This is a genomic window from Marinobacterium lacunae (assembly GCF_000705555.1).
Lineage (GTDB): Bacteria > Pseudomonadota > Gammaproteobacteria > Pseudomonadales > Balneatricaceae > Marinobacterium_D > Marinobacterium_D lacunae.
This window is the reverse complement of the sequence record NZ_JMQN01000015.1, coordinates 347,726-364,804: the sequence shown is the minus strand read 5'-3', so window position 1 is coordinate 364,804 and position 17,079 is coordinate 347,726. Positions and strand designations below refer to the sequence as shown.

Genomic DNA, 17,079 nt, shown 5'->3' with positions numbered 1-17,079 from the left:
TATCCAAGGATAGCATCGCCTCGATCGACATTGTCAGGTATTCAGCAACTTCATCCCCGCCTCCGGGTAACGTGTCCCCGCTGCGGCGCCGCGCGGTAACACCTTATCCAGGGTATGCAGCTCCAGATCGCTCAACACCACATCGACAGCACCCAGATTCTCCTCCAGATACTGAACACGGCGTGTCCCGGGAATGGGAATAATCTCCGCCCTCTGATGCAGCAACCAGGCTAGGGCCAGCTGCGCCGGCGTACAGCCTTTTTGCGCCGCCAGATCGCGAACAGCGGTGAGCAGATGCAGGTTTGCCTGCAGGTTTTCGCCCTGAAAGCGCGGACTGAGATGACGGAAATCATCGGCAGACAGATCGTCTGTTCCGCTAATTGCACCGGTCAGAAAGCCACGCCCCATCGGTGAGTAGGCGACAAAACTCACCCCCAGCTCACGGCAGGTGGTGAGCACTTCCTCTTCCGGATCCCGTGTCCAGAGCGAGTATTCACTCTGCAGCGCGCTGACCGGATGTACCGCATGGGCACGCCGGAGTGTTGCCGCCGATACTTCGCACAGTCCCAACGCCCGTACTTTGCCCGCCTGTACCAACCGCGCCATCGCCTCTATCGTCTCCTCAATGGGAAATGCCGGATCGATGCGGTGGGCATAATAAAGATCGATGCATTCGACCCCGAGACGCTTCAGCGATGCTTCACAGGCGCGTTCGATATACTCAGGGGAGTTATCGATAGCACGGGTATAGCGGCCCGCCTCCTCTGGTGCATCGCGCACGATGCCAAATTTGGTGGCGATCTTAACCGGGTACTCCGTCGTGTTCAGAAACCGTCCAACAAGCGCTTCGTTATGGCCGCGACCATACATGTCGGCGGTATCAAACAGACTGATACCGAGCTCTGCCGCCCGTTCGAGCGTGCGGAGCGACTGCGCATCATCGGTTGCACCGTAAAACTCCGACATCCCCATGCAGCCCAGTCCAAGTGCCGACACCTCGATACCCGAGGCGCCCAATATCCGTGACTTCATACTCTGCTCCTTTCGTTGTCACCAATGGCGATCAGTATGCGCAGCAAACCGCGTCCGGCCTTAGATTAAAGCTGTTCAATCCATGCCTATTCCTCCAGAACGTCGATCACCCATCGGGCAACGCTAGCCTTAGTGAGGTAAGCTGACTTTCCGTATGATGATCGGAGTTTCCACGTGAACGCCCCAGCCTTACCGCCTGATCCCCTGTCGCTGGCCGACCAGATCGCTTCACTGATGGCCGAAGACGGTGTCGTCGAGTCCAGGATTCCCGGGCTTGTGCTGATGCGCAGCTCAACGCCAACGACAAGAGCGCCGGTGATCTATCAACCCAGCATCTATATCGTGGCTCAAGGTGAAAAACGGGCCTATCTGGGTGAGCAGGTGTATCAGTACGATGCGCTCAACTATCTCGTCTTGCCGGTCCCGATGCCGCTGGAAGCCGAGGTAATTGACGCCAGCTGCGAGAAACCTTACTTCGCATTGCGTCTGGTGCTTGATCTGGCACTGCTCGGTGAACTGTTGCTGGAGATGGATATGCCGTCTGCAGCCGGCAGCGAAACCAGCATGCGAGGTATCTACGTGGCACCGATGGATGGAGACCTGGAGGATGTGTTGCAACGCCTGATGCGTTGTCTACAAGAGGAGGGGGAGGAGCGCAGCCGGGTGCTTGGACCGTTGCTGATCAAGGAAGCACTGTACCACCTCCTGCGCGGCCCGCAGGGGTGGCAGTTACATGCCTTTGCCCAGCAACATCGACACCACCATCGTATCGCCCAGGTGCTTCAGCTTATTCAGCTGAGCTATGAACAGACGCTGGAGGTCAGTGAATTGGCGGATCTGGCCAATATGAGTGCCTCGTCATTACACCACCACTTCAAGGCGGTGACCGGTCTCTCGCCGATCCAGTACATCAAGACGGTGCGGCTACATCAGGCACGACGACTGATGCTGCATGATCGCAAGGGCATCAGCGATGCCGCGTTCAAAGTGGGTTATGCCAGCCCATCCCAGTTCAGTCGGGAGTACAAGCGGCTGTTCGGTCTGGCGCCCAGCGAGGACAGGCTATAAGCCCCTGTATTTAATCGGACTCGGTTAACACATCCCGAATAACCTGCACGAATGTCTCCACCGGCTGGCCACCGGATACGGCATAACGCTCGTTGAATACGATCGTCGGCACCGAACTCACGCCGCGGCGCTGCCAAAGCTGTTCTTCGGCCCTTACCTCATCGGCAAAGCGTCCGCTATCGAACACCTCGCCCGCGGCTTTGCCATCAAGCCCCGCGCGCTCGGCCAGCTCACACAGCAGTGTCCGATCAGACGGGTTACGGTTGTGGGTAAAATAGGCTTCGAGCAGCCCAAGCTTCAGGCTCAGCTGTTTATCCGCCCCCTGCGTTGCCGCCCAATGCAGCAAACGGTGCGCATCGAAGGTGTTCCATTTTTTGCTATCCGCGCGAAAATCGAACCGAAACCCGAGCTCAGCCCCTCTTTCGGTGATCAACGCCTGATTCTGCGCCACCTGCATCTCGCTAATGCCGTATTTGGCGCACAGGTACGGGATCACATACTCGCCTTCATCCGACATCTCCGGCGTCAGCTCAAACGGGTGGAAATGCAGCGTCGCAGCGACCTCTCCCTTAAGTTGTTCAAGCGCCTGCAGCAGGCTGTTAAGACCGATGGCACACCAGGGGCACACTACATCGGAGACAAAATCGATTTTTAAAACCTGAGACATATTCATTCTCCGTGTTAAAGGCCAGAGTTTACCATTCATAGACTGGCCCAAACGACACAGCCTGAACCCACTATTCTCGCGATATACCCGGAATGGCGGGTGTCTTGGGGGACTGCGCTACCCGATCGAGCTTTCGTATCGCCCTGCTCAACCTCAGGTTGATGATAAGCGTTAGCACCAATATCGGTATCGCTATCCACAGCATTGTGCTGACAAAATTGGGATCATCCAGCAGGGGAATCTGGCCACCTGAGTGCTTGGGATTGAATGTAGAAGCACCTAGCCCAATGGCGGCAGCCGCAACTGCGCTGATAAGCTTCGCAACGAGTTGCTTTCTCTTGAGCGTTTTAAGCGAAGTATCCATTTCACCTTTCCTTTTTTTATTCCACTTGCGACAACTAGCGATTATTTCGAAAACAGCGAACGCCGTCCTGCAGAGCGCGCCGGTACATTGGGCTCCGGCTCAGACTTGGCGGTGCGTGACGGCGCTTTCGACCGTGCCTGAGGCTGAGGCTTAGCCCCCGATTTTGCGCCACCTTTGGCGCTATGCCCACCGGCTGTCGGCTTTCGCTTGCTGTTGTCCGCCAGCGCTTTACCGTCGGTCAGTTTTCCATTCTCCGCCACAGGCACCGGCTGAAGCTGCAAAGGCTTGTTGATCAGCTCGGATATGGCATTTAGAAAGCGTCGCTCTTCCGGCGCGACCAGCGACACCGCCAGCCCTTTCTGTCCGGCTCGACCCGTGCGGCCGATACGGTGGACATAATCCTGAGGCTGGTTGGGCAGGTCGTAGTTGACAACCTGAGGCAGGCTCTCGATATCGAGCCCGCGGGCCGCCACATCGGTAGCGACCAGAACGTTGACCTCGCCATTGGCGAATGCGTTGAGCGTCGCTATACGCTCTTTCTGGTGTTTGTCGCCGTGGATCGCCAGTGCATCGATCCCCTCATGCTGAAGGCTAGCGGCCAGTTCATCGGCGCGACGTTTGGTACGGGTGAACACCAACGTTTGTTGCCAGTGTGCACCGGTGATCAGGTAGGCCAGCACATCGGCCTTGTCCCGGTTATCCACCGCGTAGGCGCGCTGAGTCACCTGACTGGCGGGCGCGTTACGTTTAGCCACGCTGACACGCTTCGGGTTATCAAGCAGTTTGTCAGCCAGAACCTCAACGCTTTCATCGAGGGTTGCGGAGAACAGCAGGGTCTGCTTGCGCTCGGGCATATAGGCCAGCAGTGCCTTAATCTCGTTAATAAAGCCAAGATCCAGCATACGGTCCGCTTCGTCGAATACCAATATCTCAAGCTGCTCAAGCGTCAGCTTTTTCTGCTTGAGCATATCGAGCAGACGGCCCGGCGTGGCAACGAGGATATCGGCGCCGCGCTTCATTTTGCGGAGCTGGTTATCGAAGCGCACGCCGCCAAAAATGGAGATCACCCGCATGCCGAGCAGCTGCCCATACTCCAGCGTGTTATCACCCACCTGAATCGCCAGCTCGCGGGTGGGCACCAGCACCAGACCACGTATAGCGTGATAATCGGCTGCTACCGGAGTCTTACTCAGACGCTCGATCATCGGCAGTGCGAAACTGGCGGTTTTGCCGGTACCGGTCTGCGCCTCGGCAATCAGGTCGTGGCCGGCCAGCACCAGCGGAATCGCCTGAGACTGGATCGGCGTCGGCTCGCGATAGCCCAACGCCTCAAGCGTGGCGTTGAGTTCGGGGCATAGATTCAGCTCGGTAAAACCACTCATGATTTGGCTCTCATCTACTCGTCCTGACTTACTGCTCCTGACTGCGCAGATACTCTTCGTAGTCGCCGTGGAAATCGACGATACCGGTGGGTGTCAGTTCGATGATGCGGGTCGCCAGAGAGGAGACGAACTCGCGGTCGTGGCTGACGAACAGCAGCGTGCCGGGGTAGTTCTCCAGCGCCAGGTTAAGCGACTCGATCGATTCCATATCCAGGTGGTTGGTGGGCTCGTCCAGCAGCATGATGTTGGGCTTCTGCAGGATCAGCTTGCCGAACAGCATGCGCCCCTGCTCACCACCGGAGATCACCTTCACCGACTTGCCGATCTCCTTCTGCGAGAACAGCATCCGCCCCAGGGTGCCGCGGATAACCTGCTCGTCGTCGCCCTCCTGGCCCCACTGCGCCATCCAGTCGTAGAGGTTTTTGTTCTCTTCGAACTCGTGGGCGTGATCCTGGGCGTAGTAGCCGATCTCGGCATTCTCCGACCACTTAACGGTGCCGGCATTGGGCTCCAGATCACCGACCAGACACTTGAGCAGTGTGGATTTACCGATACCGTTGGGGCCAATGATCGCGACACGCTCGCCGACACTGACAGTCAGATTAAGACCGGAGAACAGCTCCTCGTCGAACGACTTGGCCAGCCCCTCAACTTCCAGCGCGATACGGTGCAGCTTCTTCGCCTGATCGAAACGGATAAAGGGGTTCTGACGGCTCGACGGTTTGATCTCCTCCAGCTGGATCTTGTCGATCTGCTTCAGACGCGAGGTGGCCTGACGTGACTTGGAGGCGTTGGCCGAGAAGCGGCTGACAAAGGATTTCAGGTCGGCGATCTGCGCCTTTTTCTTGGCGTTGTCGGCGACCATCCGCTCGCGCGCCTGTGTGGACGCGGTCATGTAGTCGTCGTAGTTACCCGGGTAGACCTTCAACGTACCGTAGTCGATGTCGGCCATATGGGTGCAGACGCTGTTCAGGAAGTGACGGTCATGCGAAATGATGATCATCGTGCAGTTGCGCTGGTTCAGCACCCCTTCGAGCCAACGGATGGTGTTGATATCCAGGTTGTTGGTCGGCTCGTCGAGCAGCAGGATATCGGGATCGGCAAACAGGGCCTGCGCCAGCAGGACACGCAGTTTCCAGCCCGGGGCGATCTCGCTCATCGGGCCGAAGTGCTGCTCCACCGGTATCCCGACACCGATCAGCAGCTCACCCGCCCGTGACTCGGCGGTATAGCCGTCCATCTCGGCGAACTCCGCTTCCAGCTCACCGGCGCGGATGCCGTCGGCTTCGGTCATCTCCGCCTTGGCGTAGATCGCATCACGCTCGGACTTGATCGCCCAGAGCTCTTCATGGCCCATGATGACCGTGTCAACGACACTGTACTCTTCATAGGCGAACTGGTCCTGGCGCAGCTTGCCCAGCCGTTCGTTCGGATCCTTGGACACGGTGCCGCTGCTCGGCTCCAGATCGCCGCCGAGGATCTTCATAAAGGTGGATTTACCGCAACCATTGGCACCGATCAGACCGTAACGGTTACCGTCGCCAAATTTTACGGAGATGTTTTCGAACAGCGGCTTGGCGCCGAACTGCATGGTGATGTTCGCGGTTGTAAGCAAGAGACTACCCGGATTTGAAAGTTGGAAGAGTGCGGCGTGGATGACGATGCACGAAAGCCGAAAATAAGGCCGCAATTATGCCATATATAGACCAATGATGCTGCGCTTGCGTTAATCATGGGGATACCCAGCCCCATTTTCGGTGTTATCTTTACAGGGCTACCGACATAACGTTCACACCGAACGTTCATGGATCTAAGCCGACCACCGGGGGAACGCGTGTCGACCAGGATCAGATACTGCTTCTCATGCCTGCTGATATTTTTCAGTGCGCTTGTATTGGCCGATGACAGCCAGGACACGCCACTGGAGCGCGTCAGCTTACAGCTGAAGTGGTTTCACTCCTTCCAGTTTGCCGGCTACTACATGGCCAAGGAGAAAGGCTTCTATGAGGACGCCGGGCTGGATGTGGAGCTTATCGAGCGTGATCCAAAGCTCAACAACATAACTCAGGTGATCGAAGGCGCTGCGGATTACGGCGTAGCCGACTCCTCGCTGCTTCTATACCGTGCAGAGGGCAACCCTGTACGCGTCATGGCCTCAATCTTTCAGCACTCGCCTCTGGTGTTCATTACGCGCGGCTCCTCGGATAATATCGGCCCCGAGTCGCTGGCCGGAAAGCGTCTGTCGTATCAGAAGGGGCTCGATGAAGCCCCCTTACTCTCGATGCTTCAGGATGCCGGCCTGTCAGAGAGTGACTTTGAGTTTGTACCGCTGGATTTTACCGGACAGGCGTTTATTGATGGCAAGGTGGATGCGACCAGCGCCTACCTCAGCAATCAGCCGTTTCGCCTGCGGGAACTCGGCATTCCCTTCACCATCCTCAACCCCCATAACTACGGCATCGATTTCTACGGCGACATACTCTTCGCCACCGACGAGACGCTAGAGCAGTATCCCGACCGATCAAATCGCTTTATGCAGGCCAGCATAAAAGGCTGGGAATATACGCTTGCACACCCGCAGGAGGCTATCGGCACGATCATAGCCAAATACCAACCCAAGCGAACACGGGAGCATCTTGAGTACGAAGCAGACGTAATACGCCGAATGATAGCCCCCACTCTCGTCGAGATCGGCTACACCAGCCCCACCCGGTTCTACCGCATCGCCCAGATTTACCAATCGCTGGGCAAGCTTGACGGTGCCAAGGCAGACAAAACGCTCGAGAGCCTTATCTGGCACCCCAATGAGCACAAGCAAAAGCCGCTGTTCTATTTAAGGGTGGCTTTCGGAATCGTCGCCGTCTCGCTGCTCGGCGTGCTCGCGGTGTTACTGGTAAACAGCCGACTGAAGAATATTATCGCCACGCGAACCTACGAGCTGACCCGACAAAAACGGATGGTCGATCAGCATGTCATCATTTCGGAAACCGATCGGCAGGGGCTGATTACCGCGGTCAGTGACGCGTTTTGCCGACGCAGCGGCTACAGCGCTGATGAGGTGATCGGTAAAAACCACAGCATCGTCCGCCACCCTGAGCGCCCAGCATCCTTCTATCTACCGCTTTGGGACAAGTTGAAGGCTGGCGAAAGCTGGGAAGGCGAGCTTCATAATATCGACAAGCAGGGCAACTCCTACTGGATACACAGCCACATAGAACCGATCAGGGAGTTCAATGGCCAACTCAGCGGTTACCGGGCAGTCAGTGAAGACATTACCGACCGCAAGCGGCTGGAATTGCTCTCCTCCACCGACACGCTGACCGGTATCGCCAACCGGCTCAAGCTCGACGAGTTTCTGGACACCGAGTTTTCCCGTGCCCAGCGGTATGGAACGGTTTTCTCCGTCATACTGCTGGACTTGGACCACTTCAAGCGGATCAACGACCAGTTCGGCCATCTGGTCGGAGACTCGGTACTCAAGGAGATCGCTGCACTGCTCACTCAGGAGACCCGAAGCACTGATCTCGTCGGCCGCTGGGGTGGCGAGGAGTTCCTCGTAATCTGCCCCAGCACAACCGGGCAAGACGCTCTGGTCTGTGCCGAAAAACTGAGAAAGGCGGTCGAGCACATCCATTTTACCGGTGTGGAAAGCGCAACAATCAGCCTGGGGATCAGTAGTTATCAGACGACGGATACCTCAACCGACATGCTTGTTACCCGGGCGGACGCCGCCCTGTACCGGGCTAAATCGCAAGGCCGTAACCAAGCCTGCTTCGCTACAGAAGAAGAGGAAAAGGCGCCCAACTCCGTGCTATAGCCACAATGTCTTAATGGCTATACTATTGACGACGTTGGACACTGATTTGGCGTTAAACCCGAGATGTTCGGGACAGTTTGTTTGCATACGGCCCAAACACGGGCAATCGAATTGTCATAATCAATCCGGTTGAATAGATGCCAGCTTTCAAGCGCATTGCACGCTTCATCGTTACCGAACAGGGATTGTTCGCGACACTTTTCCTGCTCTATCTGGCCGCCACAACCGCGCTGACGCTATACAGCTTTCGCGCCAGCCGGACCGAGCAATTGGCCCAGACTCGCTCCACGCTGCTGACGGCGGCGCGCGCAGGTGGCCACATCATCGGCCTCTACTTCCACGACATCTACGATCGCAGCCACTCCCCGGGAGAGGTGCACTATCGACTGATCGTCGACTCCCTCGATCGGCTCGTGGAAGACCTGCCGGGAGTGGAGTACGTGTATTCCATGGATGTTGTCGACGGCAAAGCCTTCTTTATCGTCAGCAACGAAACACGCGATGATTTGAACCGCGGCACCCCCAGCCTGTTTTACAACCCGTACCGCTCAGCACCTGATGAGCTGTTCGAGGCCAAACAGAGCAATGAGCCGATCTTTACGCCGGTGTACACCAACGAATGGGGCAGTTTCCGCTCCGCATTCGTGCCCACCAAGCGTTCAGACGGCAGTTCGTACATTATGGCTGCCGACGTCAAAGTGGACGGTCCGGACACACTGTTCATCAACAGCCTTCAGGTCTCGGCACTGACCGCGCTGATCGGGTTGGTTCCTATCTATCCGCTGCTGCGGCTCTATCGCCATCTTCAGCGCCGCCGTGAAGAGGAGCTGGAAAACGAGCTCTACTACGACCCCATTACCGGCATGCCGCGTATCGCCCGCATGGAGCAGGAGCTGACGGCGCAATCCGGCCCCTACAGTGGCATTCTGATCAATCTGGATGAGTTTCACGCCATCAACACCCTATTCGGCTACCAGACAGGGGATCACCTGCTGCGACAGGTGGCCGACACCATCAGCCGTCAGTTACCCTCGGGCGCCAAACTCTATCGGTCGATGGTGGATGAGTACTTCATACTGCTCAAGGCCGCCCGCCCGATGACCACCAAACATCTGACGCAGCAGCTGCTGGACTCCATCTTCGAGCCGATCGAGGCGGAAGATAACCGTCAGATCACCGTGACCGCCCGCGCAGGCCTGGTACTGAACCTTGACGATGCGTCTGACCTTGTTGCCTATGCCCGCGAAGCGATGGATCAAGCCCGCAAGCATGGCCAGGACATGCTGCTGTACAGCGACGACATGCGTCCTGAAGCGCGCTACGAAGAGAACCTGCACTGGCTCAATATGGTCAGTGATGCCTTCCGGCAGGGGCGCGTAGTGCCCTGGTTCCAGCCTATTCTGGATACCCGCACCGGCAAGATCACCCATTACGAGGCGCTGGCACGGCTGATCGACACCAGCGGGCAGATCCACACCCCTTACCGTTTCCTGCCGGCCATTCGCAAAAGCCATCTCTATCGGCAGCTCACCGGTGCCATCATCGAGCAAAGTTTCCGCCTGTTTGCCGATAAGCATTGCAGCGTGTCGATCAACCTGACACGTTTCGATCTCCTTGATCACGACACCATCGACAACCTCATCCGCAAGGTGGAAGAGTATGGAATGCAGGGGCGAGTCACGCTTGAGGTGATCGAGTCGGAATCGATCGATTATCAGGATGAAGCGCTGGCGGTACTCAAGCGCTGTAAACTGGCTGGAATGCGTATTGCGATAGACGACTTCGGCAGCGGCTACTCCAACTTCGACCAGATGCTGAAAATCGACGCTGATTACCTGAAGATCGATGGCGAGTTGATCAAGCGCATGCACAACAGCCGCAAGGCGCGTGCACTGATCGAAGCGGTCATCCGCTTTGCCGACAGTCTGGGTATTCCGCTGATTGCCGAGTTCGTCGAGGATACGAAGACTCAGGAAGATCTGGCCGCGATGGGGGTTACCTATGTACAGGGTTATGCGATCGGAAAGCCGGCTCCGGGCGATCAGTTGACGATCGACTGAGTCCGCAACCGGCCCTATGGATCAGAAGCTGCCCGGCGCGCACTGCAGGCAGGTCAGACCAAGCTCGCGCCACCGTTCAACCACCGCATCACGATCATCGATCACCAGCCAGGGCTGAAAACCATCAGCGCGAATCTGTGCCAGCAGATCCTGTTTCACCGCCTCATCATCGACAGCGTCATCGCCCTGGGCACGCAGATACACCCCGTCGTAGGGGATTTCGTGGCGATCGAGCCAGGCCAGGGTGTGATGCCGGTGGGAATCCGGTCGACCACTGCAGATCACGATACGCTGCTGCTGCGCCTTGAGTATCCGCACCAGCGCCCGTATCGGCTCAACCACCGGCGCTTCGCTCATATGGGCGAAAAACGGATCCCACTCCTTCTCTTTCTTGAGTACCCACTGGTGCACCTCAGAGGGCTCGAATTGAGCCAGGGTGCCATCCACATCGACAATTACGGTATCAGCGTTGTTCAATCCAGTTCTCCTTGATCTCTTTCATCGTCCAGCCATCGGCGATCGGTTCGATCAGTACTGGCTGGGCGTTTGCTATGCGTGGGCCATGTGGCGTGCCGGTCTGCAATGCACGGATCACCCGGTATACACCGGAGTGCGCGACAATCAGCGGCAATTCATGGCCCGCCAGTAGGCGGTTCATCGCCTCAAGCACCCGCCGACAGAACGCCGGCCATGACTCACCCTCAGGCGGTGTCACCTCATAGGGTGTCTGTTCATCCAAAGGCCTGAGCTCCAGCGCCCCCCAGTCCCTTTCGTTCAAGCCGTTAAACGGCTGTGCACTCTGGTTGGGCAGTGCCAGCTGCGCGGTGTGCTGCGCCCTGCGCAGACCACTGCAGGCCACCAGACTCCACTGCTTGCGTTGAAGCCATTCAGCGCTTTTGGCCTGGGCTTCACCTAACGTACTCAGTGGCACATCGGTCGCGCCACAGATCAGGCCCTGTGCGTTCATCGGGGTTTCCCCGTGGCGCATAAACACAAAGGGGCGGCGTAACAGTGTTAAATCCGAATCGCTCATGACTATCTGTTCAGTCCAATGCAATAACCGCATCGCGCGGTCGATAAAATCGCGGCCCGAGCATACGACGCCATGCAGTGTCGTCCTCGAGCGAGGTGAATAGCGGCACCACCTGCCCGGCATTCACCGCCTCGGCCAGAGAGCAAAGATCGGACGCGCGCGGGTGCACATTCCAGCGCAGCCACTGTGCCCTGCCCGATTGCACATCGCCCCTAGCCTTGGGCGGCAGGTAGCCTGTGTAGATCAGTTGGCGATCGCCGCGGGCGATCAATGGCTCGATCACAGGCCCTATCCCTTCAGGGCTGCCCACCAGTACGACCTGCGCCGAGGCCAGATCGGTGGATACCGCCAACCGGGCAAGGCGTGATCGCGCACCGGGCTGAAAGCAGCCATCGGGCAGCGTCAGCAGGCGATCCAGCTGCTCGGCACAGCGCTGATCCATGGCCCAGCTGATGCCGAGGTCATCAAGCCAGAGCGCCATCTCCAATGCCCGCCCCGAGGCTGGAACCGGCAACAGCGTCGGCATGCTCAGGCACCGCTCAAGGGCCTTGCGACACTCATCCTGTGCGCGATCGTAGACACCGTAGGAGGCATCGAGCAGTGCCAAGGCGGCAGACGGTGGCGGGTCGAACCGAAACAGGGTGGACTCCAGCGAAAAATCACCGCTGTATAAAACGCCACCGCCAATCTCAAAATGCAGCCAGACGCCACCCAGCGAATGTCCTGCCTGCCCACAACGCAGCGTCACACCGGCAAGATCAATCTGCCCCTGTAGCGGCAAGCACCGCCGATCCAGCCGTTGGGGCAACGATGCCACCACCGGCTCGGTCGCATAGACCGGCATTCCCGCGGGCAGCAGGTCAACGGCCCCCATATGATCCACGTGGTCGTGACTGATCACCACCGCATCAACAGGACGATCAGCGGGCAGATCCCAGCCTCGCGGCAACCCCGGTTCCAGTGGCCCGCCCATCTCGATCAGCAGGCGGGCGTCCGGCGTATCCAGCAGCATCGCCGCCGGAGCCTTGTCGCCCAGTCCACTGAGGATCTGCAGCTGGCTCACCGGCTCGCCTCCAGCGCCCAGCCGCGGGTAACCTGAATCGCTGTGCGCTGTCCCGGCGCCAACGGTCGGTTATGATAGGCCATCAACTGTGCACCGCTCTCCAGCAGCAGCTTGAGCTCATAACGCTCGCCACGGTAGATCGACTCTGCCACCGACGCGGGTACGCCATGATCCACCACCTGCACATCCTGAGGGCGGATCAGCACCGGTGTGGCGGCACCGCTACCGGTCATTGATAATCCCCGCGAGAGCGACTCGCCGCCTACCTCGCATCCGGCGGACACGCCCTGCACCGGCGCGACACCACCCTGCCCGATGAACCCTGCAACCCACTCGCTGCGCGGGTAGTCGTACAGCGCCTGCGGCGTACTCCATTGCTCCAGCCTGCCACGGTTCATCACCGCGATACGGCTGGCCAGCGACATCGCTTCGGCCTGATCGTGCGTGACATAGATCAGCGTGGCGCCGGTGCGACGATGAAACTCGCGAAACGCTTCTTCCATGGAGGCGCGCAGATGGCGGTCCAGATTGGCCAGCGGCTCATCAAGCAGGACCACATCCGGTTCGGTGACCAGACAGCGTGCCAGCGCAACACGCTGGCGCTGTCCGCCGCTGAGATCCCGCGGTGCCCGGTCAGCCAGATGGCTCAGCTGTACCGCCTCAAGCGCTTCGCCAACACGCTGTTTGCGCTGCGCTTCGCGAAGCTTCTGCATCTTCAGCGGATAGCCCACGTTTTCCGCCACGCTCATGTGTGGCCAGAGCGCATAGGACTGAAACACCATACCCATCTGGCGTTGTTCCGGCGGCAGGTGAACATGGTCATCAGCCAGCACCTTGTCCCCCAGACGGATACAACCGGCCGAGAGGGCTTCAAAACCGGCCAGCATTCTCAGCACGGTGGTTTTGCCACAGCCACTGGGCCCAAGCAGAGCCACGAACTCACCGGGCTCGATATTCAGGTCAAGACCTTCCACTGCCGGTTGGTCATCGAAGCGTTTACAGACATTTTCAAGAATCAGGTGCGCCAAGGTATCACTCCTTTGGGTAGCCAACGCCCGACCAGACTGAGCAACAGCATCAGGGCAACCACCATCGTTACGATCACCACCGAAACCGCGGCGGCGAGCACGCTGTCGCCGCCCTCATCCAGGTTGAACACCAGCACGCCCAGCGTCTCGTTACCGGCACTCCAAAGCAGCGCCGAGACAGTCAATTCATTTACAGCGGTCAAGAACACCAGCAGGCCGCCAGCAAACAGCGCGGGTGCCACCAGCGGCAGCACGATCTGCCCCAGTCGGCGTAGGGGGCCTGCGCCTGCGAGCTGCGCCGCCTCCTCCAGCGAGCGGTCCAGCTGCCCGGCACTGGCCATTACCGGCTTCAAGGCGATGCTCATGAACCTGGCCAGATACGCGATGAATATGATGCCCAGCGAGCCGTACAGGCTGACCTCGATAATCGGCAAGGGTCGCGCGAACAGCAGAATGCAGGCGATCGCCAGCACCACACCCGGAATCGCATAGGGTATCTCCACCAGACTGTTAACCGCCGTCTGCATGGCGCCAGACATGCGTTGCAGTAGCCAGGCCAGCGGCAGGCTCAACAGCATCAGACAGAGTGCAGCGCTGCCGGCCAGCCACAGACTGTTGCTGAACGCCCGTGCGGTCACACCCTGACGGGAGAGCATCTCTACATATGCATCAAAGCTCAGCGTCTCGGCACTCAACGACACACCCAGCGCCGGGACCAGTGAACTCACCATCAGCGCCAGCAACGGTGCCACCAAAATCAGTGCCAGCACCGCCCACAGTGATGTTTGAAGTAACCGGCGATGCACGGGCCGCAGCACAAAGGCCTGGGCCCGGCCGGAGTGGCCGACCAGCTCGTAACGGGCCCGGCGCGAGAAGTGCTGCTGCAACAGTACGCCCGCCAGCGCCAGCACACCGATCAGCATCGACAGCACGGCCACCTCGCTGAGCACGCTCTGACCGAAGCCCGCCATATGTTGATAGATCAGTGTCGGCAGCACGTAGTACGAGGCGGGGATACCCAACATCGCCGGAATGCCGAAGTTGCCCAGCGCCGAGACGAATGCAATGGCCGACGCAGCGATCAGTCCGCTGCGACACAGCGGCAGTATCACCTGACACCAGACCTGACGCTGACCGGCGCCACTGATGCGCGCCGCCTCGATCAGCTCGGCGGGCAGATTGATCAGGCTGCTGCGCAGGGTCAGGAACACCAGCGGTGCATGCTGAATCCCCATCAGCAGTGCGATCCCCTCAGCGGAATAGAGCGGCTGAGGCGAGCCCAGCGCGGGCGCCAGCCCCAAAGAGTTAAGCAGCGGACTGCTCGGTCCGAACAGCTGCAACCAGCTCAGTGCCGTCACTTGAGGCGGGATCATCATCGGTAGCATGAAGCAGAACACCAGCCACTGCCGCCCGCGTACATTAGTGAGCGACAGCGCACAGGCAAATAACGAACCCAGAAACAGCGCGATCAGCGTTGCCAGTGACGAGGTGTAAAAGCTGTTGAACAGCGCCTGCCAGGTAGCGCCGTCGCGCAGCACCCTCGCCAGCGGTGATTCGCTGCCCAGTTCAAGATGGCTGATCGCCTCCAACAGCAACCGCACACTGGGTGTCAGGCTCAGCAGAACAATCAGCGTCAGGATCAGGGTAACCAGCCATCGCGGCTGGTCCCCCGGTAGTGCGCGTACACTCATTATCAACCGCCGAAGAGTTCACTAAAGCGCGTCTTGTTGGCGTCGGCATTTTTCAGCGCATCAGCCGCATCGAACGCCATCAGACGGATTTCGCTGCGCGGCGGGAAGCCTTCGGGCGGCGCAACCTGATCGCTGGCCGGCAGATAACCCTGACTGCGCACCAACTCCTGCCCCTGTTTGGAGAGCACGAAGTCGACGAACGTGTGCGCGGCATCGACATTCTTGGCGTCCTTCATGATCGCCACAGGCTCGGTCACCATGCTGCCACCCTCTTTCGGGAAGACAAACTCAATGGGTGAGCCTTTGCGCGCTTCGCGGATCGCGAGGAAATCGACAATGGCACCGTAGGGTTTGTTACCGGAGGCGACCGCTTTGAGTACGCCACCGTTCCCGCCCTGCGCCTGCGTCTGGTTGTCGGCCAGCGACTGGTAGTACGCCCAGCCCAGATCAGGGTTGGAGGTCAGCGTTTCAAGATGGATCAGCGCCGCACCGGAGTACAGCGGGCTAGGCATCGCCACCTGCCCCTTGTACTGGGTAGCGGCCAGATCCGCCCAGCTCTTGGGATGCTCACTGGCGTTAACGTGGCGCACAATGCCGGTGGTGATCAGCTTGGTGCCATAGTAATAGCCCTGAGGCTCGTACAGTGTCTTGTCGTAGTGGCTGCGCTCCGGGCTCAGGTAGGGCTGAAGCTGCCCCTCCTGCTTGAGCGATTCCATGGTGACGGTATCGGCGATCAGCAGAAGATCGGCACGGGATACGCCGCTCTCAAGCTCGGCGCGCAAGCGCGTCATCAGCTTGGTGGTGCCATCGCGCACCCACTCCACCTCGATATCCGGGTAGGCCTGAGTGAACGCGTCGACCGTGGCTTGGGCATCGGTATTGGGCTGGCTGGTATAGAGCACCAGTTTTTCATCGGCCAGAGCCAGCATCGGCAAGGAAAGGCCGGCAACACCGGCCAGTGTCAGGAGCTTTTTCATGGGCATGTCATTACCTCCGTGATTTCGTATCTGCAAAGGTAATGTCATCTCCTTACACCAGAATGACAGTGCGCTTTCGTTTTGATGCCCTGCACTTTCGTTTGGGCACTTCAACGGTTTCCATCGCACTTCAAGGTGTCATCGATGCATAAACGAAGACAGCAGATCACCGAGCTGGTCAACACACGCGGTCGGATCGAGCTGCAACAGCTGGCGACCCATTTCAACGTATCCGTGCAGACCATCCGCACCGACGTACGGGTGTTGGCTCAACAGGGGCTGATCCTGCGCAATCACGGCGAAGTCCTGCCCTTCCCTCACCGGGAGAACATCAGCTATGACCAGCGTCGCATTCGCAACGCCGGTGGCAAGCGACGGATCGGCAGCCTTTGTGCACAGTGGCTTAACGGCTATCAGACGCTATTTCTCGGCACCGGCTCGACAGTTGCCGAACTGTCGGCCCAACTCGGCGCACTGAAGGGGCTGCAGATTCTGACCAATAATCTGCATGCGGCGCGCTTGCTGTGCGGGCACCCGGATTGCGCACTGACCATCGCCGGCGGGCGGGTACGGCAACGGGATCAGGATGTGATCGGCGGTGATGCTCTGCGCTTCTTTCAGCGCTATCAGGCGGATATTGCCATCACCTCAGTCGGAGCCATGGACGACGGCGGACGGCTTTACGATTACAACGACGATGAGGTGATGGCGCGGGAGGCAATGCTGGAGCAGAGCCGCTTTCACATTCTGCTGATCGACAGCAGCAAGTTCGGCACCCATGCGCCGTGCAGTGCAGGCAGGCTTGAGCAGTACGATCTGGTGGTCAGCGACACCCCACTACCGCCAAGGCTGCACGCAGGACTCAAGGCAAGCGGTCGGAATACGCTGTGCTGAGCA

Annotated in this window: 15 protein-coding genes; 4 read left to right on the top strand and 11 right to left on the bottom strand. The window is 58.9% G+C overall.

Features of this window, described 5'->3' with window-relative positions; translation table 11 throughout:
* Positions 1–33: 33 nt before the first annotated feature.
* Positions 34–1,032, bottom strand: a complete 999-nt coding sequence (locus tag ADIMK_RS06270; protein ID WP_036185008.1) for an aldo/keto reductase — start codon at positions 1,030–1,032, stop codon at positions 34–36.
* Between the two features lie 174 nt (positions 1,033–1,206).
* On the opposite strand from ADIMK_RS06270, the gene ADIMK_RS06265 reads away from it, so the two are divergent.
* Positions 1,207–2,100 (top strand): AraC family transcriptional regulator, encoded by an 894-nt coding sequence (locus ADIMK_RS06265; RefSeq protein WP_051692557.1) that lies wholly within the window; start codon positions 1,207–1,209, stop codon positions 2,098–2,100.
* Between the two features lie 10 nt (positions 2,101–2,110).
* Here the strand turns inward: ADIMK_RS06265 and ADIMK_RS06260 are convergent, their stop codons facing one another.
* From ADIMK_RS06260 to ADIMK_RS06245, 4 genes are all read right to left on the bottom strand, one after another.
* Positions 2,111–2,767: a DsbA family oxidoreductase gene (locus ADIMK_RS06260; protein ID WP_036185006.1), complete on the bottom strand. Its 657-nt coding sequence runs from the start codon at positions 2,765–2,767 to the stop codon at positions 2,111–2,113.
* A 70-nt stretch (positions 2,768–2,837) separates the two neighbouring features.
* Positions 2,838–3,131: a hypothetical protein gene (locus ADIMK_RS06255; protein WP_036185004.1), complete on the bottom strand. Its 294-nt coding sequence runs from the start codon at positions 3,129–3,131 to the stop codon at positions 2,838–2,840.
* A 41-nt stretch (positions 3,132–3,172) separates the two neighbouring features.
* Entirely contained in the window at positions 3,173–4,513 is a 1,341-nt protein-coding gene (locus ADIMK_RS06250) for a DEAD/DEAH box helicase (protein ID WP_051692555.1), read from the bottom strand.
* 28 nt (positions 4,514–4,541) lie between these two features.
* Positions 4,542–6,128, bottom strand: a complete 1,587-nt coding sequence (locus ADIMK_RS06245; RefSeq protein ID WP_036185003.1) for an ABC-F family ATPase — start codon at positions 6,126–6,128, stop codon at positions 4,542–4,544.
* A 219-nt stretch (positions 6,129–6,347) separates the two neighbouring features.
* Here ADIMK_RS06245 and ADIMK_RS06240 point away from each other — a divergent pair, with 219 nt between their 5' ends.
* Complete coding sequence (locus ADIMK_RS06240) at positions 6,348–8,330, top strand: ABC transporter substrate-binding protein (protein ID WP_051692553.1); 1,983 nt, start codon at positions 6,348–6,350, stop codon at positions 8,328–8,330.
* A gap of 137 nt (positions 8,331–8,467) precedes the next feature.
* Positions 8,468–10,390: an EAL domain-containing protein gene (locus ADIMK_RS06235; protein ID WP_036185002.1), complete on the top strand. Its 1,923-nt coding sequence runs from the start codon at positions 8,468–8,470 to the stop codon at positions 10,388–10,390.
* A 21-nt stretch (positions 10,391–10,411) separates the two neighbouring features.
* Here the strand turns inward: ADIMK_RS06235 and ADIMK_RS06230 are convergent, their stop codons facing one another.
* The 6 genes from ADIMK_RS06230 to ADIMK_RS06205 are packed head-to-tail and all read right to left on the bottom strand — an operon-like array spanning position 10,412 to position 16,188.
* Entirely contained in the window at positions 10,412–10,867 is a 456-nt protein-coding gene (locus tag ADIMK_RS06230) for a phosphatase domain-containing protein (RefSeq protein WP_036185000.1), read from the bottom strand.
* Positions 10,854–11,423 carry a histidine phosphatase family protein gene (locus ADIMK_RS06225; protein WP_036184999.1) on the bottom strand — a complete coding sequence of 190 codons (570 nt, stop codon included), beginning with the start codon at positions 11,421–11,423 and terminating at the stop codon, positions 10,854–10,856. The genes ADIMK_RS06230 and ADIMK_RS06225 overlap by 14 nt, the downstream gene beginning before the upstream one ends.
* A gap of 10 nt (positions 11,424–11,433) precedes the next feature.
* The gene (locus tag ADIMK_RS06220) at positions 11,434–12,486 is read right to left on the bottom strand and encodes an MBL fold metallo-hydrolase (protein ID WP_036184997.1); all 1,053 of its coding nucleotides are present in this window, start codon (positions 12,484–12,486) and stop codon (positions 11,434–11,436) included.
* Positions 12,483–13,514, bottom strand: coding sequence for an ABC transporter ATP-binding protein (locus tag ADIMK_RS06215; protein ID WP_036184994.1), 1,032 nt, complete (start codon positions 13,512–13,514; stop codon positions 12,483–12,485). Before ADIMK_RS06215 ends, ADIMK_RS06220 begins: the two co-directional genes overlap by 4 nt.
* On the bottom strand, positions 13,502–15,205 hold the full coding sequence (locus ADIMK_RS06210) for an ABC transporter permease (RefSeq protein WP_036184991.1): 1,704 nt from the start codon (positions 15,203–15,205) through the stop codon (positions 13,502–13,504). The genes ADIMK_RS06215 and ADIMK_RS06210 overlap by 13 nt, the downstream gene beginning before the upstream one ends.
* A gap of 2 nt (positions 15,206–15,207) precedes the next feature.
* Positions 15,208–16,188 (bottom strand): ABC transporter substrate-binding protein, encoded by a 981-nt coding sequence (locus ADIMK_RS06205; protein WP_036184988.1) that lies wholly within the window; start codon positions 16,186–16,188, stop codon positions 15,208–15,210.
* Positions 16,189–16,326: 138 nt separating this feature from the next.
* On the opposite strand from ADIMK_RS06205, the gene ADIMK_RS06200 reads away from it, so the two are divergent.
* Positions 16,327–17,076 carry a DeoR/GlpR family DNA-binding transcription regulator gene (locus ADIMK_RS06200; protein ID WP_036184985.1) on the top strand — a complete coding sequence of 250 codons (750 nt, stop codon included), beginning with the start codon at positions 16,327–16,329 and terminating at the stop codon, positions 17,074–17,076.
* Positions 17,077–17,079: the final 3 nt, after the last annotated feature.

Bases quoted from the DNA above. Each gene is read 5' to 3' on its own strand.
- ADIMK_RS06270 (WP_036185008.1), bottom strand. From the start codon at position 1,032: ATGAAGTCACGGATATTGGGCGCCTCGGGTATCGAGGTGTCGGCACTT.
- ADIMK_RS06260 (WP_036185006.1), bottom strand. From the start codon at position 2,767: ATGTCTCAGGTTTTAAAAATCGATTTTGTCTCCGATGTAGTGTGCCCC.
- ADIMK_RS06255 (WP_036185004.1), bottom strand. From the start codon at position 3,131: ATGGATACTTCGCTTAAAACGCTCAAGAGAAAGCAACTCGTTGCGAAG.
- ADIMK_RS06250 (WP_051692555.1), bottom strand. From the start codon at position 4,513: ATGAGTGGTTTTACCGAGCTGAATCTATGCCCCGAACTCAACGCCACG.
- ADIMK_RS06235 (WP_036185002.1), top strand. From the start codon at position 8,468: ATGCCAGCTTTCAAGCGCATTGCACGCTTCATCGTTACCGAACAGGGA.
- ADIMK_RS06225 (WP_036184999.1), bottom strand. From the start codon at position 11,423: ATGAGCGATTCGGATTTAACACTGTTACGCCGCCCCTTTGTGTTTATG.
- ADIMK_RS06210 (WP_036184991.1), bottom strand. From the start codon at position 15,205: ATGAGTGTACGCGCACTACCGGGGGACCAGCCGCGATGGCTGGTTACC.
- ADIMK_RS06205 (WP_036184988.1), bottom strand. From the start codon at position 16,188: ATGCCCATGAAAAAGCTCCTGACACTGGCCGGTGTTGCCGGCCTTTCC.
- ADIMK_RS06200 (WP_036184985.1), top strand. From the start codon at position 16,327: ATGCATAAACGAAGACAGCAGATCACCGAGCTGGTCAACACACGCGGT.